The sequence below is a fragment of the Kitasatospora sp. NPDC087271 genome (genome assembly GCF_044744605.1).
GTDB lineage: Bacteria > Actinomycetota > Actinomycetes > Streptomycetales > Streptomycetaceae > Kitasatospora.
On sequence record NZ_JBIUYQ010000040.1, the window covers coordinates 1 to 24252 of the forward strand.

Below are 24252 nucleotides of genomic sequence, written 5' to 3' on the forward strand. Positions count from 1 at the left end.
CCGCAGGCGGTCAGGACGAGTCCGGCGCCGACGGCGAGGACGGCGGTGACGAGCAGCGGGTGACGGCGGCGGACGGACATGGTGGCTCCCCGATGACGGTGCGTGCTGGCTTGCTGGACATCCACCATGACGGTCGGTCAGTGGCTTTCGGTGGCATGCGCGGCGTCACAATCACCAGGACATCGCGAGGACCGGACTGTGACAATCGGTCGGGGCGCCGCGGGTTGACACGGCGTACTTCGGGCCGGTCAGAGCCAGCCGTGCTGGGCGGCCTTGATGCCGGACGGGTAGTGATCAGTGCGAGCCGGCCGCCGTTGGCGCGAGGCCGGGACGAGCGTACAAGGGAGGGCACCGATGTTGACCGATACGTCGACCAGCGCCGGCAGGGCGGTCCTGCTTCACGACCGGTACCCCACGCTGGAAGAACTCGCCGACACAGCACACCTGCTGGCCGCCAGACACCCGGAACTCTGCCGCGCGCGCACCGTCGGAACCTCCCGCGCCGGCCGGCCGCTGGTGCTCCTGACGATCGGCCACGCCACCGCCACCGCCGACGTGCTGATCGTGACGGGTGCGCACGCCGACGAGTTCTCCGGCCGCGCCGGCATCGTGGAACTGGCCCACCGCGTCCTCGCGCAGCCGTCTCTGCACCAGGCGGTGACCTGGAACTTCCTGCTCTGCCTCGACCCCGACGGGGCACGCCTCGCAGAGGCCGGCGCCAGCACCCGAAGCCTGCCCGAGTACTTCGAGCACTACTTCCGCCCCGCCGCCGAGGAACAGCCCGAGTGGGCGCCGGCGATCGGCGGGAAACTTCCCGAGAGCCGGATCCTCCTCGACCTGATCGACGACCTCCGGCCGTCCCTCCAGTTCTCCCTCCACAGCGCCGACGTCGGCGGGACCTTCCTCCAGTCGACCTGCGATCCGGCCGGCCTCGCCGAGCCGTTCGCGAACTCCGCCGCCGGACTGGGGATCCCGGTCGAGACCGGCCCCTACGACGCCTTCTGGCTGCGCGAAGCGGGCCCGGGCGTCTTCATGATGGCGCCGCACCACATCGACCAGCAGGAAAGCAGCACCGGAATGCTGGCGCCACCTCGCCCCGGCCAACCTCGCCCCGGCCAACCTCGCCCCGACCAACCTCGCCCCGACCAACCTCACACCGGCCAACCTCGCCCCGCCCAGTCCCAGCAGGAGACAGGAGGCGTCCGCGCCACCACCTGGTTCGCCCCCCAGCGCTACGGCGGCGAGACGGTCATCGTCGAGACGCCGGCCTGGGCCGGCGCCCACCTCGGGGACACCCGCCCGGCCGACGACCCCCACACGCGCCTGACCGCCTGCGCCGACCAGGTCCGAGAACGAGGGCGCCTGCTCACCGACCTGATGGACGAAGCTCTGCCCCACCTGGACGACACCGCCCTGCTCCGGGCCGCGCGCACGCCGCTGACGGCAGCGCGACAGCTGGCCCACGCATGGGACCCGCAGGCCGCCGGACAGCGCCTCCTCCACCCGACGCCCATGACGGAGGCGAAACTCGCCGGCATCGAACTGTGGGCCCACCGGATCCCGGTCCGCGCGGCCGCGCTGCTCCGCCGCGCCGCCGAGGCGGCCAAGGCACCCACCACACCGGCCACCGCCCGACTCGACCACCTCCTCCAGGACTGGTGCGCCCAGTACCAGCGGCGCTTCCAGCCGACCTGGCTGCCCGTCGCCCGCCAGGCCGAGCACCAGGCGAACACCGTCCAAGCCGCCGTGGCGCTCAGCCGCCCGACGACGCCCGGCGCTCGGCGCGACCGGTAGAGCACTCCGCTGCCTCGGCACCGTGGTTGCGGCCGCCGGTCGAAGCCGCCTCAGCGTGCTGAGGGGCGGTCGGCTCCCAACGCCCGTCGCGTGGCGGCGGCGAGGACTGTGAGGGGGTCCGGGGCGGCGTGGGCGGTGCGCCAGGCGATCACGTGGTCGGGACGGACCAGCAGGGCGCCGTGGTCGCCGATGCCGCAGGTGTCGGCGGGCCGTTCCGTTGCCGGGGCGATCCGGCGGGGCAGGAGTGCCGTGTCGAGGAAGGCGTTGTGCGGGTCCAGCTCGCGTGCGGCCCGGATCCAGGGGTGTCCTTCGGGTCCGGCGAGAACCAGGTAGCGGCCGGCGCGGACCAGGTCGAGCGTGGAGCGGGGCCGGTCCGTGTCGGGGAGCGGCAGGTGCGGCAGCCGGGTGCCGGGCTCGCCGTGCCAGCGTTCCGGCTCGTCGGCCGCCGGGAGGGCGGCGGCCGGGTCGTCGCCGGGGACGGGGTAGCGGTAGCCGATGGCCACTGCCGCCTCGCTGAGCAGCGGGCGGTCCTCGATCGGGACCCGGGCGCGGTCGCGGGCGCGCAGGAGTGCCTGGTCCACGGTGATCCGGCCCACTGCGCGGCGCTCGGTTTCGTAGTCGTCCAGCAGCCGCGGGTCGGCGTGGCCGCGCAGGACCGAGACGAGTTTGGTGGTGAGGTTCCAGGCGTCCTGGATGCCGGTGTTGGCCCCGAATCCGCCGGTCGGCGGGGTGACGTGGGCCGCGTCGCCGAGCAGGAAGACGCGGCCGGCGCGGTAGGAGTCGGCCAGCCAGCCGCCCATCTGCCAGGGCCGGTGTCCGGTGAGCGTGAAGTGCGATGGCGCCAGGCCGAGCGCGCGCGAGACGATGCCGCGGCAGCGCTGGACGTCGAACGCGGCTGGATCCGTGGTGTCGGGGTCGTAGGTCACCGACACCGTCCCGCGGTCCTGCGCCGTGTTCCAACTCAGGAACGCGTGCTCGGGCGGGCCGGTGAAGGCGAGGGCGAGCCGGCGGCCGTCGAGCACCTGGCGCAGGTCGGCTTCGAAGCCGATCTCCATGACGTGCGCGACCACCTCGGTGCCGCTGCGGCCGATGCCCAGGTGCTCGCGGACGGCGCTGCCGTTGCCGTCCGCGGCCAGCAGGTAGTCGGCGGCCACGGTGTAGGTGGCGCCGTCGGCGCCGCGGATCCGGGCCACGGCGTGGTCGTGGTGGCGGCGCAGTTCGAGAAGGCGGTGGCCGAGGCGCAGGTCGGCGCCGGCCGCAAGGGCGTGGGCGCGGACGACCTCCTCCAGGTCGGCCTGTTTGACGAAGGCGCTGGGGCAGGGCGAGAGGCGGCTGAAGTCCGCTGCGGCCGGTAGCCGCCAGCGCCGCAGCTCCGGGCCGTTGAGCGAGGCGACCACCGCGGCGTGGTCGGCCGGTGGAAGTCGGTGCTGGACGGCGTAGACGTCCTGGTCGGCCCCGACCGAGCGGTAGGCCTCCATCGTTCGCGGATAGAACAGCTTGGCGCGCAGCCTGGTCGAGACCGCGGAGTGCTTCTCGACCAGGACGGGGGTGATGCCCCGGGCCGCGAGGAACAGGGCGGCCGAAGCCCCGACGATGCTGCCGCCCACGATCAGGACGGGGACGCGTGCGGGCGGTGGCGGCGGGGCGGCAGCGGACGAAGCGGTCTTGCTGTCGGCCCTGGTGGCGGGAGCGATGGGACCTGGCACAGGCATGGACCCTCCAAAGGAAACAGAACAGCTCTGTTCCATTATTGCCTGCTGGCGGCCCCCTAACGCAACAGGCCTGTATCGTTACCGGCGTGACCACGGAACTCCCCGGCCGCCGCGGGGGCCGGCAGCGTGACCCCGCCACCGACACGGCCATCATCGATGCGGTCCTCGGCATGGTCGCCTCGGGCGCCACCCTCACCGGCCTGTCGCTGGTGACCATCGCCAAGCAGGCCGGGGTCTCACGCAACAGCGTCTACCGGCGCTGGAAGACCAAGGACGAGCTCTACCTCGACGTGCTGGAGACGATCAACGAACCGCGGCCCTTGCCGACCGGCGCCGACACCCGCGCCGACCTCGCGGTCCTTCTCCAGGCCCTGGCCGAGCGCGTCGTCGACGAACGGGCCAGCAGCATGCTGCGCGCTCTCAACGCCGAGGCGGCAACCTTCCCGCGGCTGCACAGCCGTTACTTCGAGGAGATCGTCACTCCCCGCCGGAATGCCATGAACCATGTCCTGCGACGCGGCATGGAACGAGGAGAGATCCGCCCCGACATCGACCTCGACCTGGTCTCCGAACTCCTCGTGTCCCCCCTCCTCGCCCGCATGGCATCGGGCAGCACCGACCAGCTGGACCCGGAACGGGCAAGCCGGCGGATCATCGACCTCGTCCTCGACGGTGCGGCGCCCGCGCCGAGCTGAGGAGAAGAGCGGACTGGGCCGCTGCCTCCGCCGCACCGACACCGCCTCCACGTGCGTACGGGCGCGCCCGTCCGGCACCGCGTCGTTCACCGGCATCGGGTGCCGCCGGGCCGGGGTGGGGCATTGCGCGCCAACTGCCTTGCTGACATCCTCAGTTGGCCGTACGGGCCCCGGCGGTCGGGCAGGCCCCGCACCGCGGGCGCGGCTCGTGCGGCTCGTACGGCTTCGTGGCGGGGGCGGTGGGCGCAGCAGCAACAACGGTGGGCGGCGGTCGTGGTGCGTGCGCGGGGAGGCGGCGTGTGGGGTGTGGCAGCGCGTGCGGCGGTGCGTGTGGCGGCGGGGATGCTGGCGGCGGCGCTCCTGACCGGGGCGGTGTGGCTGGCCTGGTGGCTGAGCGCGGAGCGGATGGGCGCGGCCATGGGGCTGGGCCCGCCGGACGGCGTGGTGCTGGTGGACCGCTGTTACGAGGTGTCCGACAGCGAGGGCAACAGCGACGGCACCGACTGCCAGGGGCGGTTCACGCCGGCCGGCGCCTCCGCGGGCGAGGCCCGCCCGATCGTGGTGAACGGCACGACCGGCAAGCACCGGGCCGGCACCCGGCTCCCGGTGCGGTTGGTGCGGGGCGTGGCCTACGAGCCGTCGTCGGCGCCCGCCGTGAAGTACGGCATCGGCGCGGGCATGATTCTCGTACTGGGCGCGGTGCCGGCCGGCTGGCTGCTGGTCGGAGTCCGGCGTGGTGAGGCCCCGGAGGCCATGACCCTGGTGGTCGGCCTCCTCATCGGGCTTACGGCCGTGGCGGTCCTGGGCATCGTCGTCGGCTTGCTCGCAGGCCTCGTCGAACTGGCGCTCTGAGTGGGGCCGGCGGGTGTCCCGTCCCGCCGAAGGCCGGGCCCGCGCCCCGGTGGTCGGTGCCCCGTCGGCTCGTTCTCCTCGGAGGCTATGGCGCGCGGGCCGTGGTCATTCCCCCCGTGTACGGGGCCGGGCCGTCGACGCGGTGCTCACCTGGTGATGTCGCCGTCCGGCACGTCCCGGACGGTGACCTCCTTGCCCTGTCGGCCCAGGATCTTGGCCACCACGTCACCGATCCCCTTCGCGTCGCCCGTCGGCTCGGGGACCGACCCGTCGGTGTACCGCTCGATGGCCTTCTGAAAGTAGGAGGGGTTCCAGGCTCCGACGGCCCCGCTGACGTCGACGGCCGCCACCCGTCGGCCACCGACGGCACGCTTGATGGCCGGCAGGACCTCGTCCGAGTAGTACTTCCCCGGGACCTGGAACAGGCTGGCGTGGCCGCCGACCTTGCCGCCGTCCCGCAGGTAGACGGTGACGACCAGGCAGCTGGTCACCGACGGGTAGGTGATCGTCCCGTGCGGACCCACCTCGCCGACCTCGCCCTCCGTGATCGAGAGGGTGGTCGCGGGCGCACCGGCCTGCCGGACCTCGGCCACCGGGCCGGACGCAGCGCCGGGCCCGGCGAGGTCCATGGTCCCGGCAGCCCTGCCGAACGCGGCCCTGACGGCCCTGACGGCCCTGACGGAGCCGACGGAGCCGACGGAGCCGACGGAGTTGAGGGAGTCGACCGCCTCGGTGGGGGCTGGGCCGTACGCCTGCTTGCCTGCCCCCGACCAACCGGCCGACGCTCCATCGCCCCCGCCTACCGCGCAGGCCGCCAACACCAGCACCGCGCCGACGGCCGGCCCGATCCTTCCAGCGCACCGCTCGGACACCACGAACCTCATGACCCCACACCCCACGAATCCGGTCTGCACACACCCGCGCACGCACGCGGCGACACATGCTCCCGGGCACGAACGATCTCGTCAACCCAACACCCAACACCCAACACCCAACACCCAACACCCAAGACCCAACAACCGACGGCCGACGGCCGGGGGTCACCGCCGCCGGTCGTGCAGCCGCCGGCAGCGGTCGCCGTGGTCGACCCGGCCGGGGGAAGGGAATCGGCTCCGATCGTCGCCGGGTCAGGCGTTGGGGGAGTCGGTGATCCACCGCAGGACGTCCTCGGCGACCTCCGCCGGGGCACGGTCGGAGCTGGTGAAGGCCATGGGGACGAGTTCGCGCAGTTCGTCGGCGTCCTGGACGGCTTCCTCGACCTGCTCCGCGCTCCAGCCGCGGGCGGCCAAACGGACGCGGCGGTCGTGGTCCGCGCAGTCCAGCCGCGCCCAGACGACCTCCGGGGCGTCCGGCACATCGGCCGCGGCGGCCTCCCACTCGGCCGGGGTGATGGGGCAGGACACCAGGACGGGCCCGCCTCCCCGCGCGAGCATGCCCGCGATCCGCACCCACAGGCGGTTGTAGTCGGGCCAGATGCCGGACGCGTCCGGGGAGGTGATGTCGATACCGAGCAACCGACCGTCGTCGTCGGGCAGTTCGTCGAAGTCGACCACCGTGACCGGCCGTTCCCGCAGCCGACCCAGAAGTGTCGACTTGCCCGCCCCCGGTGCCCCGGTGATCAACCGCACCACAGACCTGACCATGACGATTCCAGCCCCGCTTCCGTCGATGACCGGTACCCCGGATCCCGAGTGCCCAGCCGACCATAGCGGGACACCTGCCCCTCGTCCCTCAGGATCCGGCCGCAAGCCGCCCTCCGGTGCCGCAACATCCGTGTTCTGTCGGCGAGTTCGCGTTGATCCGGTGACGAACCGGTCGGGGGCAAATCACCGATCGGGCTGCGCGTCCCGGCCGGGCTGGCGGAGACTGGTGCGCGGCACGGGGGCGGGGAAGCGGCGTGCCATCGGCTCGGCGGTGCCTCCGTGACGTCAACGAGAGACAGGAGCTGCACATCCCATGAGCAAGCGCACCTCTCGCACAGTCGCGGCGGCCGTCGTCGCCGCCACGGCCGCGGCCCTGGCCGTGGGTTCGGCACCGGCGGCGGCCGCCAACCCTTACCCCGGGGGTATCTCGGTCGGGTCGCCGCCCATCGAGCCCGGTACCTACTCCAGTGAGCTCAAGGCCGCCAACGGCAACGGGGACAGCGTCTCCTTCGTCATCGTGGGGGACCTCACCCGTAACGAGAACATCAGGACGTACATGTTGCTCTGGAGGGCGGACTGGTCGACCGAACCACTCGCGCTGCTGCCGGGGGACGCCGGTGGTAGTCCGGTCGGGATCAACAACGCCCGTACCGTGGTGGGGACTTCCGCCGCGCAGGTCGGGGGCCGGCAGCACGCGGTGCGATGGACTTCCCCGTCCACACCGACCGAACTGCTTCCGCTGCCCGGCGACACGACGGCGGCCCCTGCCGCGATCGGTGACAACGGCACCGCGGTGGGTTCCTCCTGGGGCGCGGCGGCCGCGAAGCACGCCGTTGCGTGGCCGCCGAGCGGTGCCCCCGTCGTCCTGCCGCCGCTGCCGGGCGACACCGAGAGCGAGGCCGTCGCCGTCAACAGCTCGGGTACGGCGGTCGGCTACTCGTACCCGGCCGGCGGCATCGTCTCCCGGCGGGCGGTGGCGTGGAGCCCCGATGGGACCGTCACCGCGCTCGACGTGCCGGCGGGCTACGTGACCAGCAGCGCGGCCCGCATCACCGACTCCGGCGTCGTGATCGGGGCCGGCCGACCGGGCGGTGAGCCGGGCGCGGACCACGCCCTCGTCTGGAACGCCGCCGGCGCCGTCTCCGACCTGGGTGCGGGCAGCCAGGCGAAGGCCGTGAACAACGCGGGCACGGTGGTGGGCGGCCTGGGAGGACAGGCAGCGCGCTGGGCCGTCGACGGCACGCCTCTGCCGCTCGCGCCGACCACGCTCACGAGCGTCGCCACCGGCATCAACGACCAGGGCGTCATCGTCGGGTACACCAGTGACCCGTGGCCGGCCCGCGCCCAGCTCTACGCGCAGCGCTGGAACCCCGACGGGTCCGTCATCGCGCTTCCCGCGTGGTCGAAGGACTTCCCGTACTCCATGCCGTTCTTCGTCACCGACAGCGGAATCGTCCTGGGTGAGCTGCTCCTTCGAGGCCTCGCGGGCTACGGCAAGCCGTTGACCATCCGCTGGACCATGTAGCTTGCACGGCCCGGTGCCGTCCTGACCTGACCCGACCGCCGTGGGGCGTCACCCCGCCACCGGAGGAGCGTGTATCGGTGGGATGACCGATGTGCGAGGGACGGGTGCCCGGACATAGTCCTCGGGAGAGCGTTTCCGGGCGGCCGTGGTGCGCCCGGTCTTCGAAAGGGGCCTTTCTGTGCACACGTATGCGGACCTGGTGTTTCTCGACGGGAAAGTGGTCACGGTCGACGCGGAGTTCTCCGTCGCCTCGGCCCTGGCGGTGACCGGCGGGCTCATCAGTGCCGTCGGCGGGCGCGACGACGTCGCACCGCTCATCGGACCGGGCACCCGGGTCGTCGATCTGCGGGGGGCGACGCTGCTTCCCGGCATCAACGACTCGCATCTGCACGGATGCGCCTTCGGCATGGCGTCGCCGCCGCTCTCCCTCCACCTCGGCCACCCCGCCGTGCCCTCCCTCGCGGACGTGGCCGAGGCGGTGCGGGAGGCCGTCGGCCGGGTCCCGGACGGGCAGTGGATCACGGGGCACGGCTGGGACACCGGCTACCTCGACGAGTGCGTCGCCGATCCGTCGCGGCTGCCCTCGCGGCTCGATCTCGACGCCGTGAGCCCGGACCACCCGGTCGTCCTGTACTCCTTCTCCGGGCACGCCACCTGGGTCAACTCCAAGGCGCTGGAGCTGATCGGGATCGACCGGCACACCGTCGCGCCGCCCGGCGGGGCCATCGTCGTGGACGAGGCGGGGGAGCCCACCGGGCTGCTCCACGAGGGCGCCCAGGACCTCGTCCAGAACGCGCTGCCGGCGCTCAGCCGACAGGAACGGACCGACGCGGTCAGGTCGGCCCTCGCCACGCTCGCCCGGCTCGGCGTGACCAGCTACACCGAGCCCGGGCTCGGCCCCGGCGGCGACGGCATCATGCGGGGCGCGCTCGGCACGGAGACCCTCGACGTCTACCGCCGGCTGCTGGCCGACGGTGAACTGACCGCCCGCGTCGGCGTCCTGCTCCTGCCCACCGGAATGGCCAGTACCACCGAGGAGTTCACCCGCGGCCTCGCCGTGCTCACGGCCCTCGGCGAACCCGGCGAACCCGGCGGGTCCGGCGGGTCCGGCGAACCCTTCGAACCCGCCGCCCCCGGCGGCGCCGATCCGCGCCGCCTCGCGATCCACGGCGTCAAGGTCTTCGCCGACGGTGTCGTGCCCAACAAGACGGCCTGGATGCACGAGCCGTACGTCGGCGGCGGCTGCGGCTCGCTGTGCGTCGGCGGCCGGAGCGACACCGAGCGCAGCGCCGAGATCGCCGCCATCATCCGCCACGCCCACGCCGCCGGGCACCAGGTGGGCGTCCACGTCACCGGCGACCGGGCCATCGACACCGTCGCGGACGCCTTCGCCGCGGCCATGGCCGAGCACCCGCGGCCAGACGCCCGCCACTACGTCATCCACGGCGACTTCCTCACCGCGTACGGCATGAAGGTGCTGGCCGCGCACGGCTTCGGCGTCAACATGAACCCCACCATCAAGTGGACCGTCGCCGACATGGAGGAGGACTTCGTCGGCGCCGAGCGGGCCGCCTACGCCTGGCCCTACCGGGACGCCATCGACGCCGGGGTGCGGGTCGCGAGCGGGTCGGACGCCCCGGTCACGTTCCCGGACTGGCGCCAGGGCGTGGCGACCATGGTGCTGCGCGAGTCGAAGGCCGACGGCCGGGTCAGCGGTCCCGAGCAGCGCATCGGTCTGGCCGAGGCGATCCGCACCTACACCATCGACGCGGCCTGGCAGGACTTCGCCGACGACTGGAAGGGCTCCCTGGAGGTGGGCAAGGTCGCCGACCTCTGCGTGCTGGACGGGGACCTGCTCGCCGCCGATGCCCACGACATCCCGGCGATGCCCGTCGTCCTGACCGTCGTGGACGGGCAGATCGTGCACGACACCCTGCGCGATTGACGCAACCCGGGCACATGATCATCCTTGGATGATGGCAACACGGCGCGGCGGTGCGGACATCCTGGAGGCGGCCCTGCGCGTGCGCGAGGCCGCCAGGAGCGCCACGAGCGGTGCGGGCGGCGTCGACGCGGTCCTGGCGGCGCTGTCGGAGGTGGTGGAGTACGACCACGCCTCCCTGACCAGGTGGGATCCGCTGCGCCGGCGCCACACCACCCTGGCCGGGAGCTACCCGGACGACGCCACGGCCTACATCGAGACCCGCCTGCACCGCGACCCGGTGTTCCCGGTGCTCCGCAGGCCGGCCCGGGGCGCCCTGTGGCTCGGGGACGTTCCCGGGCGGCTCCTGGCGGCATCCCCGGGCTTCCGGGAGGTGCTGTGCCCCCTCGGTATCGAGGACGGCGTGGCCCAGTGCCTCTTCGCCGCCGACGGCCGGTACGTCGGCATGCTGAACGTCAGCACCCGCGGGCCGCGGCGCGCGCCCGATCCGGCGCGCGCCGTGGTCACCCTCCTCACCGAGGCCCTCGCGGCGGCCGTCACCGCCCACGCGGGCCCGCCACCCGAGGCGCTCGCCGCGCCCGGCCCGGCCGCGAACGCGCCCCGGCCCGGCGGGCTCTCGCCACGCGAACTCCAGGTGCTGGCCGAACTGACCGCCGGCCGCACCAACCGGCAGATCGCCGAGCGCCTGCACATCACGCCCCGCACGGTGGGAACCCACATCGAGCACATCCTCGCCAAGCTCGACCTGCCCAACCGCGCGGCCGCGGCCGCCCGGGCCGCCGCCTGGGGCATCGGCCCCTCCCGCTGACACGGCCCCACCAGCACGAACCGCCTCACCCGCCCCGCAGACGCACGCCCGCCCCAGCCGGGCCAGGCCGGGCGGACGTGTGCCTACGGCCGGTACTGCTCGGCGAGGTCGCCGTAGCCGCCGGCCGTCCAGACCGCCTTGCGGAAGTCCGCGAGGACGAGTGCCTGGGTGCCCTGCCCGGCGGTGGGCGGGAAGTGAGCGGTGTCGCACCGGGCGCAGTACCAGGCCTGCTTCCAGAGCCGCTCGGCCTGCGGCCGGCCCTCCAGACGCCGCCGTCGGCTGAGGAAGAGCGCGGTCGCGCCCGCCAGCAGGGCGATCGCGGCGGCCAGGATCAGGCACGACCCCCAGAGCGGGACCAGGGCGTCGTTCGCGTCGGCGAGCAGGGCCGTCCCGGTCGACCGCGCGACACCTCAGCCCGAAAGAGCCGTTCTTGAGTGCCGCTCACCCCCTGACGCGCCTTGCCGTGACCGCAGCGACCCTCGCCGTCCTGGCCAGTTGTTCGTCCTCGCACGGCAAGGAGCCGCACCGGCCCGGAGTCGAAGCCGCCACTCGGCTCGGCCCAGGCGAAGGCCCGGACCTACCGCCCCCGGCTGGCACGGCAGCACCCTCCAGCGCCGCCCCGAGCGTGGGGAGTCCGGCGGACTGGCCCACCGAGCCGGTGGCCGCCGCCGAGGCTCCGACGGTCAGGAGCCAGGTGATCGAGCCCGGGTACACCGGCGAGTCGTATCTGAACCACCTGGCCACCACCTGGGGCATCGCCATGAAGGCCCGGGAGAAGGTCGACTTCCCCGGCCGGCCGACGGTCTGGCACGCCTCGGGCGTCAAGCAGGACGGGAACACCGCGATGTGGATCGCCGCGGCGTGGACCATCGACGGCGACTTGACGACCTGGTCCTGCCACGTGACGGCCACCGCCGCGAAGCAAGCCGATTTCCTCCATGATTGCGCCGGCCTGGATCACCCAGGAGCGGAACCGGAGTCCACCAAGACCTGGCTGGACGCCATGAAGCCCCGAGTGGACACCGCCTTCGCCGCCGGCCGGGCCCCCATCGACAGCCCGCTCCACCGCTCCGGCCCGGTGGCCTTCATGCTCCAGAAGGGACCCGACGGCACGTACAGCGGCGACTACTACGAACTGCGGACCTTCGGCGTCGGTTCGAGCTGATCGGTTGACTCGGTGTGGAGGAAGCGGGTGTACCGGGGATCGGAGGCACTCTCCATTGAGCGGAGCGCGCGCGGCGTCGGGCCTGCGGGGAACCGCCCGGGCAGGACGCCGTTCTGGTGCCCGGCGCCGTGCCCGCCTGCTGTTTTGCGGTCTGCGCGGTCTGCTCACGAGTGGCGTGCCGCCCCTGGTGTTTCGGTGGTGGGTCACTTGCATGAGGCGCCCTCGTGTTTGGTCGAAGGGGATGGGTGGAGAACCCGTGCTGGCGCCGCGTCAGCCACTGCCACCTGGAAGGGCGACATCAAGTCTCAGATGTTGAACAGGCGTTCAGCGTTGGTGTGCGCGATCTTGTCGCGGTCCTCGGGGCTGAGCGGAGCGGTTTGCAGGAACGTGGCGTGTTGGACGGGGTCTCCGAAGGGATAGTCCGTGGAGAACATCAGCCGGTCGGCTCCGAACACCGTCAGTGCACATTGCAGGGGAGCGACGGTGGTGTACCCGCTGATCGTGAGGTGGACGTGGGAGCGCACCGTGTCGGCGACGGACTCGTGCCCCGGCCGCAGACGGCTGAGGACCTCATCGGCACGCAGCAGGGAGAACGGCAGGTTCTCCCCCATGTGCCCGACAATGACCTGCAGACGCGGGTGCCGGTCGAACACACCGCCCAGCACCATGCGCAGGACGTGCATCCCGGTCTCGGCGTGCCAGCCCCACCCTGCTGTCACCAACAACGCAGCGACAGCCGGGTCGAGACCTGCTCCGTATGCCTTGATGACAGCAGCCGGCGGATATGTCGGGTGCAGGTATACGGGGACCCCGAGCTCCTCCGCCGCCGCGAGGACCGGTTCGAACTCGGCGCTGTCGAGGAATCGGCCACCGGTATGGCCGTTGATGATGACTCCGCAGAACCCCAGATCGCGCACGGCACGGAAGGCTTCGACTGCGGCGGCTTCAGGGACGGGCATGGGCAGACTCGCCAGCGCGCGGAATCGCCCCGGGTACTGTCGGATCGCCTCTGCCGCCCGGTCGTTCAGCGCTCGCGCCAGGTCAACCGCACGCGGACGAGGTACTTCCTGAGCGGCCGGAGCGACCACCGACAGCACCTGGACATCGATGCCGGCCGCATCCATGACCGCTATCCGACCCGCGCCGAGATCCGCCAACGGGCCCGCCGCAGCGGGTGGCAGGCCATACCCGGCCATCACCTCCTTTCCGTGCTCGGACGGCAGGAAGTGCTCTTCGACGGCGATCAGTCGCATGGGTTCCTCGTTTCCTCGACGACGGCGGCCGCGCAGGCCCGCGCCGGCCCGCGCCGGCTTGCGCACCGAGTATCCGGATCGGCCCGGATCGGTCGCAACGAGTCCGCGGGCGTATGCCGGATACCGCGCGAGAGAGAGCCCGGATGCATGGAATCCATCGACTCCACCCGCGCACTCGCCGCCGACCCCGGCCCGGACCTCGAACTGCGCGCCGAGCTGCTTCGGGAACTGGCCTCCTGCACCTCGCCCGTGCCGGGCTCTCCTCTCCCGGCCCCCGGACCGTTCCCAAGCGATCCCCCCTGCCGCTGACCACCGCCCCCCCCGCAGTGCGGCGACGAGCTCGCCCACGGACACGGCACGCGTCACCGCCGCTGCCACGGCTACGGCCCGGCCCGGCCCGGCCCGGGCCTCGGCCACTCAGCGGGACCGGGAGAACCCGCCGGATGCCGCACGGTTCTGCGGCACGGCCTCCGGGGCACGATCGTCACATGCGAATCCTCGTTCTCGGCGGGTCGGTGTTCCTCGGCCGCGCCTTCGTCACGGAGGCCCTGGCCCGGGGCCACGAGGTCACCGTGTTCAACCGAGGCCGTTCCGGACCCGACCTGCCGGGCACCGTGACGGTGCGCGGCGACCGCCACAACGCCGGTGACCTGGCCGCGCTGGTCGAGCGGGCGCCGGGCCCCGACCGGGCCTGGGAGGCGGTGATCGACACCAGCGGCCAGCAGCCGCACGCCGTCGCCACCTCGGCCCGGTTGCTGCGCGAGCACGCGAGCCACTACGTCTTCGTCTCCTCGGTCCACGCCTTCGCCCGCTGGCCCGACCGGCCGGTCGACGAGGACTCGCCGCTGCACGACTGCCCGGCCGACTCGCCACCCGGCCTGCCATTCAGCACCGCGCTCAAGGCGGGCTGCGAGCGGTCTGTGCTCGAACAGTTCGGCACCGATCGATCGACCGTCCTCAACTGCGGTCTGCTGATCGGCCCGCACGAGAGCATCGGGCGGCTGCCCTGGTGGTTGGAGCGGACGGCGCGCGGCGGGCGCGTGCTGGCCCCCGGCAGGCCGGACCTGCCGATCCAACTGGTCGATGCCAGGGACTTCGCCGCCTTCGGGCTGGACCTGGGGGAACGCGGCGTCGGCGGCCGGTTCGTGACCACCTCGCTGCCGGGGTCGAGCACCTACGGCGAACTGCTCACGGCCTGTGCGGCGGCCAGCGGTTCGAACGCCGAACTGGTCTGGGTTGAGGACCAGCGGCTGCGTGCGGCAGGCGTCCGGCCGTGGAGCGAACTCCCACTCTGGTACCCGGAGTTCGATGACAACGGGAGCGCCGGCGCGATCTGGCGGGCGGACTCCCGGGCAGCTGCGGCGGCCGGGCTGCGCTGTCGCCCGCTCGCCGAGACGGTGCATGACACCTGGGCCTGGCTGCAGGAACGCGGCCCGCGCGAGGAGCCCTACACCCAGGGTCTACAGGGCGACGTGCTCGGCATCGATCCGCAGAAGGAGCGCCGGATCCTGGCGGGCGAACTCTGACGGCGAACCCTGGCGGGCCCGCCGAATTCCCATCGCGGCGGCGGCCCGGGCCTGCCATGACGGCCCGCCATGGCCTACGAACTGTTGCTCATCGGTGGTGGTGCGGGCGTCGGAAAGACGACGGTCGGCTGGGAGGTGTCGGCAGTGCTGCAGGAGACGAGCACGGCGCACTGCCTGATCGAGGGCGACTTCATGGACACCCGGTGCCGAGAACTGACACCGGGCACCCCGCTACGACGTCGGCAGGACCGTCCGGCGCCCCGAGGTGCTGAGACGTCGGCGGCCCCGGAAGATCCTGACGGACGGAGAACGCGCTCAGTTCGGGCAGATGCCGCGGGTGTGGTCGACGGTGGCGGTGGCCTGCGAGCAGCGCCACTCGGGTGCCAGCAGGTTCGCGTCGAGCTGGGCGGCCGCGTCCGGGCTCTCCACCAGGTAGCCGAAGTCCTGCAGCCAGGCGGGGTAGAGGTTCTTCGAGCCGACGAAGAACGCCGAGCCGTCGACCGCGACGACCTTGTGGTGCAGTGCGTACGGGTGACCGTCGGCCCAGGTCGCGGTCGGCGCCGCGAGGAAGGAGGCGAGCTGGAGGTTCCGGCACATGGTGGCCCTCGCGCCGGACGCGTCGCCGGTCCGGGCCGCCAGCCGGGCCTGGAGCGCGTCGCTGATCTCGGAGGGGGATTTGATCTGCGAGTAGCCGCCGCTGCCGACCGTGCCGCGGTTGGCCGGGTCGCTCACCACGATGCGCACCTTCACGTCGGCGGCGAGCTTGGCGGCGAGCAGGTCGTAGAGGCGCAGGTCGTAGCGCGGCAGCGGCGGGCAGGTGCCGTTCAGGTCCTGCTGGGAGATCTCGATGTGGCTGGTGGCGCCGGCCACCAGGGCCCGGAGCGCGCTCTCCTCGGGGTTGACCGTCTCGTAGTCGCGGTCGTCGTTGGTGTTGTCGTGCAGGGCGACCAGGCCGCACCTGGCGTCGGAGGCGGCCGGCAGGTCCGGCTGGTGGGTGGAGGCCGGGTCTGCGCTCCGGATGCCGACGCCCAGGCCGCCGATCGCGAACACCGGCAGGTTGCCGGTGGCCGGCACCGGGCCGGGGTTGGCGTCCTTCTCCAGGTTCGGCAGGCAGGGCGCGCCGTTGCTGGAGGCGAACCAGGTGTTCGACAGCACTCCGGTGTTCTTGCAGGTCCAGCCCCACAGGGTGTCGAGGTAGGAGCCGGCCGAGGCGGCGGCGGGGCCGGTCAGCGCGAGGTCGACGTCGGACACCGGGTGGGTGGTGTCGATGTAGTCGTCCTTCCAGTTGTTGATGCCGCCGGTGATCACGCTGCGGCCGTCCACCACCAGCAGCTTGGAGTGGTTCCAGGACAGGGCGGTCCTTGAGGTGGTCATCGAGGCGACGTTCAGCGTGACGCCGGCGGCGGCGGCCGGGCCGAGCCGGGCCAGCAGGTCGTCCCGGTAACTGGTCGGCAGCGCGGTGATGTTGTAAAGGGGGGCGGCCCCCACCAGGACCCGCACGGTCAGCTTGTTGCCCGCCGCCACCGAGGCCTTCAGGCCCGAGACGATCGCGTCCTGGAACGCGCCGTCGGGGAACGGCGCGAGGGTGGAGATGTGAGGCCCCTTAAAAATGCCCGATAGTAACTTGAGGGTGTGTCAGGGGCCTGTCGGGATCCGCCCGCTGGGGCTGACGGCCCGGCTGCGCCGAGATCGCTCGTCGTCGGCAGTGTCCGGAGATGGGGAGGAACTTCTTTCCGACCGCCTGCAACCTTTGGCCGGGCTCCACGTCTATGACAGTGAGAAGCGGGGCCGTGGTCGCCCCCCCCGGCCGCACACAAACCTGCTGCGGCCCGCTCGCCATCAGTCATTCAGTCATCAGTCATCAGCGCGCTGCTGCGGCCTGCCCGCAGAACGGTTTCAGGGGAGAACTGTGTCCGCCATCGTTCATGTTCGTCGTACCCGTCGTGCCATCGTCGTCGCCGCCGCCCTCGGCGTCGCCGCAGTCTGCGGATCGGTCGTGGCCGCCGCCCCGGTGGCCTTCGCGGGAGAGCCGTCGCACACCTCGCTCTCCGTCCAGGCCCCGGCCTCGGTCGGATTCGCCGGTGGGCCGGTCGAGTTCACCGAGGACATCACCAACTCGGGCCAGGAGAGCACCGGTTACAACCTGGAGCTGCAGACCGTCACCGACGTCGGAACGCCGTCGGACGCGATCGTCATCGACTTCAGGGACCCGGCCGACGGTACGTGGAAGTCGGTGCCCCTGGTGATGACCGGCACCTCCGGAGGCGTCGTGTACGACGGGACGGTGCCCGGGCTCACCGTCCCGGCCGGGCGGACCCTCAGGGTCGACCTGCGGATCGGCGCGCCGATGGGCCTGCCCCACAACGGCGCCACCAACGGCGGCTTCCGGTCCATCGCCCTGCATTCCGCCGTCGTCGTCGACCCCCACGAGCCGGCGCAGGCCGAGGTGACCAGCACGATCAAGGTCACCTCGATCACGAGCTCGCTCGACCACGTGCCCGCCACCGTCGTCGCGGGCGGCGCGCCGGTCGAGTTCGACGCCACCCTCGACAACCCCACGCCGTCCGACTACACCAACCTCGGCAACGTCCTGTTCGTGGACCGGTACGCGACCGTGCAGGTGCGTACGGCGGACGGGGCCTGGCGGACGCTGGACAAGGTGGCCGGAATCGCGCCCGACGACCCCTACGGCGTGTACCTCCAGGGCCGTGACTCCAGCCTCCGGTCGGGTGGCAAGGCCGTCGCCCGGGTGCGGGTGTCGTACGACGCGAAGACTCCGGCGGGCACCACCACGCTCGGCCCGTGCGTGTTCGTCAACGAGGGCCAGCCGTTCCGGGGAACCACGAACTGCGGTACCCGCTCGACGATTCAGGTGCTGCCCGCCGCCACGAAGGCGCCCGAGCCGAGCCCGTCCTCCTCCTCGGCGCCGTCGGCCCCGGCCGGCGCCGCCGTGCCGGTCTCCGCGTCCTCCCCGAGCGCCCCGAGCGCCTCGGCTCCGGCGGGCCCATCCACCACCTCCACCGCGCCGTCCATCCAGCAGGCCCGCGTCGCCGACGTCGCGCAGCCTGCCGCGCCGTCATCCGTCCAGCTCGCCTCCACCGGGACCGACCACACCGCGGGCCTCGCCTTCGGCGGCCTCGCCCTGACGGCCGCCGGGGCCGGCGCCCTCTGGCTGCGCCGGGTGCTGCGCCGGGCCTGAGCACGCACGGCGAGCCCGAACGCGAAGGAGCCCGCCATCCTCCCCGGGTGGCGGGCTCCAGCCGCGGGCGGCCCGTCGGGCGCGCGGCGTCAGCGCCGGCGCGCGGATGCGGGTGCTGGCCAGTACCCGCCCACCGAGGAGGCCCAGCCGGAGCTGCGGGCCGCTCTCTCCCGCCCGGATGCCGACGACCGGTCCGCCGCATGGGCGGCCCCGTTCCGCGGGAACGGGGCCGCCCGGGGGAGCCGGTCAGCGTCAGTCGCAGTGCGGCAGGGACTCCTGGCTGCTGTCGTAGCTTCCGTTGGAGAAGTTCCACGTGACGGTCTGACCGTTGCAGTTGTGGCCGCCGGCGGTGAAGTTCCAGTTGCCGTGGTAGAGGCGGGTGTTCGAAACACCGGTCACCGGAATGTATCCGGAGTCCCACCACCACGAGCCGACGTTCGGCTGGGGCGAGCCCGTGTTCGAGTTGTAGTTCGAGCTGGACTTCACGTCGATCAGGCCGCCGTGCCAGTTGCCGTTGACGTAGTTGGTGTTCCAGAGGTTGATCTCGGTGTAGGCCTGCTTGCTGCAGGAGTTCCAGGCGAGGTAGGCCCGACCGATCGACTGGCCGCCGGCCACGATGGTGCGGGCAGGTCCGAGCACCTGGCCGCAGTCGGCCGCGCTGGCGGTTCCCGCTCCGACCGTGGCGAACGTGAGGCTGCCCGCGCTGGCGGTTCCCGCTCCGACCGTGGCGAACGTGAGGCTGCCCGCGATGACGGTGAGCACAGCCGAGGCCGCGCGCATGCGCGTGCTGATCCGCATGACTCTCCTTGGGGAGAACTTCGAGGTGACTGTAGGTCACCCGTTGGCACCAATGCTTCCACCGGACGCGCGCGCGGTCTATACGGATGACGTCAAGGGCCCGCTGGGGCGAGTTCACCCGGACGCCGCGACGAGGATGACGCCGGGCCGGGGCGCCGGGACGCAGAGTGGAAAGTCTGAAAATAATCTCGCGAAAGGGACGCGGCAGTGTGCGCAAGAGCCGGAGCGGGCCTCAGGGTGGGATCCGTCCTGGGCGGCCTGATGCTGACGGCGTGTTCGACCCCCGCCCCGCATGCCGTGGACGGCAGCGGCGGAGAGCCCCGCGGCAGTGCGGTGGTCATCGCGGCTGATCAGGAGGCCGGGCGGGCACCCGTGCCGGGTGGTCCGCCGCTCGCTGCGGCCGACCCGGGGCCCGGGCAGACCGACCCGGGGTCCGGGCAGGCCGGCGTTCGGGGCAGTGCGCTGATCGTCGCGGTCGATCAGGCGTCCCGGCAGGTTCTCGTCCTGGACGGCGAGACGGCGCGGGAGGCCGAACCCGAGGCCGACCGGTTGCCGGTGGTGTGGTCGTGGACCGCTGACGGCGACGATCGGCTGGCCGACCTGGAGCCGGCCCGCAGCTGGGCCAGGCCCACCGAGGCCAGGGACGTGGTGCTCGACGGTGAAGGCTCCCTCCTGGTCACCGCCTCGGGTGGCCTGGCAGCCCTGGTCGACACGGCGACCGGCACGCCGATCTGGGCCACGGACCTCGGCACCTCCGTCAACCCCCACAGCGCGGAGCTCCTACCGGACGGCAACGTCGCCGTGGTCGCCAGCACCGGTGGATGGGTGCGGCTGTACGCGGCCTCGGAGGGGCCTCGCAGCACCACCTATACCGAGCAGGAACTCGACGGGGCCCACGCCGTGCAGTGGGACGAGGGCGCGGAGCTGCTCTGGGTGCTCGGGGACGACACCCTGCTGGCCCTCCGGGTCGGTGGCACGCCCGACATCCCGTCCCTCACCCCCGAACGCAGCGTCCCCCTTCCGGAAGTCGGGGGACACGACCTCGCACCTGTGCGCTCCGTGCCGGGGACGTTCTGGGTCAGCACCGGCGACCGCCTGTGGCGCTACGACTCACACCTCGACCGCTTCGAAGCCGTCGGGCTGGGCGCGGAGGACTCGGCCCGCGGGATCAAGAGCGTGGGCAGTGAGCCCGTCACCGGTCGCCTGCTCACCGTCACGCCCGATCACGCGGGGCCCTGCTCCTGGTGTACCTCCGCCGTCACCTTCCACCACCCCGACGGGACGCTCGCCCTGACCGGAACCGAGCTGTACAAGGCCCGCTGGTGGACCACGCCGCTTCCAGGTCTGGGCCCGACGAACCGACCCCGGTAGCGCGGTCCTCCGGCAGCCGCGGGCCACGCTCGACGCCGAGGCGGGGCCTGCGGCGTCCTCGCCGGTGCGGCGGCCGGCGCGGGCGTCCGACCTGGCGGCAGTCCGACCCGCAGCAGTCGCCGTGGTCGTGCCGCGGGTGTGCGGGTCCTCAGCTCCGCGGCTCCTCAGCTGATGTACACGGCGGCCCCGCCCCGGCTTGCCGCGCCTCGCCCGTGTCAGCGGGGGAGAACGGACTTCACCAGGTCGTTCGCTGAAATGAGCCCCAGCCCCGGGACGGCGTCCCGCAGCACCTTCACGGCCCGGACCGGGTCCAGCACGGGGTCGACGTCCGCCGCGGACAGGATCCGGCTCGCCCACCGGCGGACACGCTCCTCGTCCGCCACGATCATCTGGCGATCCACCACACGCAGGGCTGCCTCCAACCCGGGTCGCTCCGCCGCGCCCGCCGTCTGTATTTCCGCCAGGAGCTCGGCGCGGACGTCGTCCAGGTCGTGCAGGACCACGACGGGGTGTGTGTTGTTGGTGAACACGCGAGTTCTCCGATCAGAGCACGAAGCTGAGCACGAAGCAGGGCAGGAAGCAGGGCAGGAAGCAGAGCGGGAAGCAGGGCTGGAGGCGGGCGACTGCTTGGTGGGCTCTCGTGTGTTGGACCTGTCGCCGGCTCCCCGTGGATTCCAACCTAAACCACCATGCGAACCTCCCGCTGCTGCGCCAGTGGCAGACTTCCTCGCCACGGAAACGGCCAGATCATCCGCACCACCGCGAAGTCGGTTCCGGTGAACTGATGTTCCCTCAGCTTGCAAGTCCCATATCCTCGCGTACGAGGGGAGGCCAACGGACCGTCATGACCGCCTCCCACCTCCGCACACCGCCGTCGCACCACTGCGCGACACGAATCCACTCGAACGAACCACGCCGTCAGCCGTGCAGGCCTTGGTCCGGCGTGCGCCGTGCGCCGTGCGACGCCTCGTCCCGCCGCCGTCACCTTCGTCGACCACGTCGCCGACGTCCTGGGCGAGTCCTCCACCAGCGATGAGACCGCGACCCCGGATGCCGCCACGCTGTCGCCCGGGCGCCTCGCCGAGTCTCTGCGACCACCATGTACTGGAGATTCCGATGCCAGCCCCCGGACCGACGACCAACGCCCCTCCGGTGAACGGGATACCGCCCGGGCGTCCGTTCTCCTGGCGATTCACCACCCCGTTGTTCGTAGGTTCGGCGCTCAACCCGATCAACAGCTCGCTGATCGCCACGGCCCTCGTACCGATCGCCCACGGACTCGGCGTGTCGATCGGGCAGACCGCCGCGCTGGTCACGGCCCTGTACCTGGCCAGCGCGATCGCCCAGCCCACCGCGGGCAAGGCCGCCGACGTGTTCGGCCCACGACGGGTGTTCCTGGCCGGAATCGGACTCGTCATCGTCGGAGGACTCATGGGCGGCGCCGCCGACAGTCTTCCGATCCTCCTGATCAGCCGAGTACTGATCGGGTCGGGCACCTCGTGCGCCTATCCGACGGCCATGCTGCTGATCCGCCGCCGCGCCGAGGACGCCGGTCTGGACAAGCCGCCGGGCGGAGTGCTGGGCGGCCTGCAGATCGCCGGCATCGCCACCGCCTCGCTCGGGCTGCCCCTGGGCGGTGTTCTGGTGGCCGCGCTGGGCTGGCGGTCCGTGTTCTTCATCAACGTTCCGGTCGCACTCGTCGCGCTGGTCACGACAGTGGCCTGGGTCCCACCCGACAGCCCACCGGACAGCCCGTCCGACAGCCCACCGGACCGCAGCCGACGCGCCCGTGACGTCGCGGCCGCCCTGGATGTGATCGGCATCGCCGGGTTCGCCGCCGCGATGATCACGCTGCTGCTGTTCCTGTTCGCCCTGCCCGACGCCCACTGGTACCTGCTGGCGATCTCCGCCGTGCTGTGGATCGCCCTGGTGCTGTGGGAGCTGCGAGCCGGCACCCCGTTCCTCGACCTGCACCTGCTCGCCGGCAACCGGGCCCTGACCAGCACCTATCTTCGCTACGGCCTGGTCCTGGTCTGCGCGTACGTCGTGCTCTACGGCGTCACCCAGTGGGCCCAGAGCGTCCGGGGCCTGTCCGGGACCGAAGCCGGACTGCTCCTGTTGCCCATGACGCTCATGTCCGGCCTGGTGATCTCGCTCGTCTCCCGGCACAACCCGGTGCGCGGACCGGTCATGGCAGCGGCCCTGGCCTGCCTCATCGGATCCGCCGGCGTACTGCTGCTCAGCACCTCGGGCTGGATCGGATGGGTCGTGGTGGTCACGCTCATCTTCGGCGTCGCCATGGGCACGTCCGGCGCGGGCAACCAGACCGCCCTCTACGAACACGCTCCCGCCGAACAACTCGGCACCGCCTCCGGCCTGCTGCGCACCTTCGGCTACCTCGGCTCGATCGTCGCTTCCGCAATCACCGGCATCGTCTTCCGCACCCACGTCTCCGACCGCGGCATGCACCTCATCGCCTGGATCATGGTCGGCGTCGGCGTCGTCCTGGTCCTGACGACCCTCGCCGACCGCACCCTGCGCACCCGGCCCGCCCCCTGAGCAGGTACCTGTGCTCCATGGCCCCACAGGTTCGCTCGACTTGTGTGTGGGGGGAGTCGAGGTGTTTCGGGAAGACGTCGTCGACCCGGCCACCTGCGAATGTGAACGGGGGAGTGGGTTCAACGCCTCTTTGCTGCGGGGGTGTTTCGTTCCCATGTACATATGCCCAGATCACTGGCGTCGCGCACCAGTCGTACACAGACTCGCATCTGCACGATCGTGCACCCGGCTCTCGCCCCAGAAGGTTTCCACCTGCATGCGTACCTCCTCCAGACCCGACGTTCCCCAGGCGCACCCGCCGCACCTGGTGGGGAGGTGCCGCCCGTGCTCCGGTACGTGACACGCAGGGCGGCGGGCTGGTTCCTGGTGATCGCCATGGCCACCAACGCCACCTACTTCCTCGCCAGTTGGTTCCTCGACCCGCGCTCGAACTTCAAGGAACTGCGTCCGGTCCGCACCGAGGAGCAGATATCCCGGGCCCTGGCCCCCTACAACCTCGACCCGCACGAGCCGCTGCTCCACCGCTGGTGGGACTGGCTGACCAGCGTGGTCCTGCACTTCGACTGGGGCCGCTCCCCGGTCGGGGTCCAGGTGAACGGGGAGATCGGCTACCGCTCCCTCGTCAGCGCCGAACTGGTGATCGGCGCGACGGTCCTGTCGGTCGTCGTCGGTGTCGCCCTCGCGGTCCACACCGCCTCGCGCCAGTACGGCTGGAGGGACCGGGCCGCCCAGGCCCTCTCCATGGCGCTGTTCAACGTCCCGGTGTCCATCGCCGCCCTCGCCCTGGTGCTGCTGGCCATCCGGCTGAACGAGCAGGCCGGTTGGCACTTCCTGTACGTCGCGGGGGAGAACTCGCCCGGCGTGGAAGGGTTCTGGGCGACGGTCGGTGACCGGCTGCTGCACCTGATCCTGCCGACGCTGACGCTCACCCTGACGGGCTACGTGGGCTACCACCTCACCCAGCGCTCCCTGCTGCTGGACGTCATCGGTTCCGACTTCGTGCGCACCGCCCGGGCCACCGGGCTCACCCGTGCCCAGGCGATCCGCCGGCACGCCCTGCGCACCGCCCTGATCCCCACCGCACAGTCCGTGGCCTTCAGCATCCCGGCCGTCTTCACCGGCGCGGTCCTCACGGAGACGATCTTCGGCTGGAACGGCATGGGCCAGTACTTCATCCAGACCATCGGCAAGAACGACGTGCACGGCACCGTGGCGACCGCCGCCTTCGCCGCCGCCCTGACCGCGATCGGCGCGATCCTCGCGGACATCGCCACCGTTCTCCTCGACCCGAGAGTGCGGGTGAGCTGAGATGGGCACCCCTGTGAGCCCCGACGCGACCTCCGAAGGCGTACTCGCCATCGCACCCGCGCAAGCCGCCGATCCGCCGCCCACCGGGCCCACCGGGCACGC

Annotated in this window: 19 protein-coding genes; 12 read left to right on the forward strand and 7 right to left on the reverse strand. The window is 72.2% G+C overall.

Going from position 1 to position 24252, the window contains the following annotated elements:
* Nucleotides 1-354: 354 nt before the first annotated feature.
* Nucleotides 355-1794: a M14 family zinc carboxypeptidase gene (locus ACIO9K_RS36105; protein WP_400336078.1), complete on the forward strand. Its 1440-nt coding sequence runs from the start codon at nt 355-357 to the stop codon at nt 1792-1794.
* Between the two features lie 50 nt (nt 1795-1844).
* On the opposite strand, the gene ACIO9K_RS36110 is transcribed toward ACIO9K_RS36105, so the two are convergent.
* Complete coding sequence (locus ACIO9K_RS36110; RefSeq protein ID WP_400336079.1) at nt 1845-3506, reverse strand: FAD-dependent monooxygenase; 1662 nt, start codon at nt 3504-3506, stop codon at nt 1845-1847.
* Nucleotides 3507-3592: 86 nt separating this feature from the next.
* On the opposite strand from ACIO9K_RS36110, the gene ACIO9K_RS36115 reads away from it, so the two are divergent.
* Nucleotides 3593-4201 (forward strand): TetR/AcrR family transcriptional regulator, encoded by a 609-nt coding sequence (locus tag ACIO9K_RS36115; RefSeq protein ID WP_400336080.1) that lies wholly within the window; start codon nt 3593-3595, stop codon nt 4199-4201.
* Between the two features lie 306 nt (nt 4202-4507).
* A complete protein-coding gene (locus ACIO9K_RS36120) occupies nt 4508-5053 on the forward strand; it encodes a hypothetical protein (RefSeq protein WP_400336082.1) in 546 nt (181 codons plus the stop codon).
* Nucleotides 5054-5199: 146 nt separating this feature from the next.
* Here ACIO9K_RS36120 and ACIO9K_RS36125 read toward each other — a convergent pair whose 3' ends face one another.
* Both ACIO9K_RS36125 and ACIO9K_RS36130 read right to left on the reverse strand, forming a co-directional pair.
* On the reverse strand, nt 5200-5937 hold the full coding sequence (locus tag ACIO9K_RS36125) for a hypothetical protein (RefSeq protein ID WP_400336083.1): 738 nt from the start codon (nt 5935-5937) through the stop codon (nt 5200-5202).
* A 243-nt stretch (nt 5938-6180) separates the two neighbouring features.
* Nucleotides 6181-6696, reverse strand: coding sequence for an AAA family ATPase (locus ACIO9K_RS36130; RefSeq protein ID WP_400336085.1), 516 nt, complete (start codon nt 6694-6696; stop codon nt 6181-6183).
* A gap of 313 nt (nt 6697-7009) precedes the next feature.
* Between ACIO9K_RS36130 and ACIO9K_RS36135 the strand changes: the two genes are divergently transcribed.
* From ACIO9K_RS36135 to ACIO9K_RS36150, 4 genes are all read left to right on the forward strand, one after another.
* Complete coding sequence (locus tag ACIO9K_RS36135; protein ID WP_400336086.1) at nt 7010-8221, forward strand: hypothetical protein; 1212 nt, start codon at nt 7010-7012, stop codon at nt 8219-8221.
* Between the two features lie 178 nt (nt 8222-8399).
* On the forward strand, nt 8400-10166 hold the full coding sequence (locus tag ACIO9K_RS36140) for an amidohydrolase (RefSeq protein WP_400336087.1): 1767 nt from the start codon (nt 8400-8402) through the stop codon (nt 10164-10166).
* Between the two features lie 28 nt (nt 10167-10194).
* On the forward strand, nt 10195-10971 hold the full coding sequence (locus tag ACIO9K_RS36145; RefSeq protein WP_400336088.1) for a LuxR C-terminal-related transcriptional regulator: 777 nt from the start codon (nt 10195-10197) through the stop codon (nt 10969-10971).
* 463 nt (nt 10972-11434) lie between these two features.
* Nucleotides 11435-12136 carry a hypothetical protein gene (locus tag ACIO9K_RS36150; RefSeq protein WP_363623807.1) on the forward strand — a complete coding sequence of 234 codons (702 nt, stop codon included), beginning with the start codon at nt 11435-11437 and terminating at the stop codon, nt 12134-12136.
* A 305-nt stretch (nt 12137-12441) separates the two neighbouring features.
* Here ACIO9K_RS36150 and ACIO9K_RS36155 read toward each other — a convergent pair whose 3' ends face one another.
* Nucleotides 12442-13389, reverse strand: coding sequence for an amidohydrolase family protein (locus tag ACIO9K_RS36155; protein WP_400336090.1), 948 nt, complete (start codon nt 13387-13389; stop codon nt 12442-12444).
* 488 nt (nt 13390-13877) lie between these two features.
* On the opposite strand from ACIO9K_RS36155, the gene ACIO9K_RS36160 reads away from it, so the two are divergent.
* Entirely contained in the window at nt 13878-14915 is a 1038-nt protein-coding gene (locus tag ACIO9K_RS36160; protein ID WP_400336092.1) for an NAD-dependent epimerase/dehydratase family protein, read from the forward strand.
* A gap of 315 nt (nt 14916-15230) precedes the next feature.
* Here the strand turns inward: ACIO9K_RS36160 and ACIO9K_RS36165 are convergent, their stop codons facing one another.
* Nucleotides 15231-16439, reverse strand: a complete 1209-nt coding sequence (locus ACIO9K_RS36165; protein WP_400336094.1) for a phospholipase — start codon at nt 16437-16439, stop codon at nt 15231-15233.
* A gap of 385 nt (nt 16440-16824) precedes the next feature.
* On the opposite strand from ACIO9K_RS36165, the gene ACIO9K_RS36170 reads away from it, so the two are divergent.
* Nucleotides 16825-18114 (forward strand): hypothetical protein, encoded by a 1290-nt coding sequence (locus ACIO9K_RS36170; RefSeq protein ID WP_400336096.1) that lies wholly within the window; start codon nt 16825-16827, stop codon nt 18112-18114.
* A gap of 252 nt (nt 18115-18366) precedes the next feature.
* On the opposite strand, the gene ACIO9K_RS36175 is transcribed toward ACIO9K_RS36170, so the two are convergent.
* Nucleotides 18367-18912, reverse strand: coding sequence for a hypothetical protein (locus tag ACIO9K_RS36175; RefSeq protein WP_363587107.1), 546 nt, complete (start codon nt 18910-18912; stop codon nt 18367-18369).
* A 237-nt stretch (nt 18913-19149) separates the two neighbouring features.
* On the opposite strand from ACIO9K_RS36175, the gene ACIO9K_RS36180 reads away from it, so the two are divergent.
* A complete protein-coding gene (locus tag ACIO9K_RS36180) occupies nt 19150-20283 on the forward strand; it encodes a DUF6528 family protein (protein WP_363587106.1) in 1134 nt (377 codons plus the stop codon).
* Between the two features lie 215 nt (nt 20284-20498).
* On the opposite strand, the gene ACIO9K_RS36185 is transcribed toward ACIO9K_RS36180, so the two are convergent.
* Complete coding sequence (locus tag ACIO9K_RS36185; protein WP_400336098.1) at nt 20499-20813, reverse strand: hypothetical protein; 315 nt, start codon at nt 20811-20813, stop codon at nt 20499-20501.
* 586 nt (nt 20814-21399) lie between these two features.
* On the opposite strand from ACIO9K_RS36185, the gene ACIO9K_RS36190 reads away from it, so the two are divergent.
* A complete protein-coding gene (locus ACIO9K_RS36190; RefSeq protein ID WP_400336100.1) occupies nt 21400-22842 on the forward strand; it encodes an MFS transporter in 1443 nt (480 codons plus the stop codon).
* 324 nt (nt 22843-23166) lie between these two features.
* Nucleotides 23167-24150 carry an ABC transporter permease gene (locus ACIO9K_RS36195; protein ID WP_363587103.1) on the forward strand — a complete coding sequence of 328 codons (984 nt, stop codon included), beginning with the start codon at nt 23167-23169 and terminating at the stop codon, nt 24148-24150.
* The last annotated feature ends 102 nt before the right edge of the window (nt 24151-24252 follow it).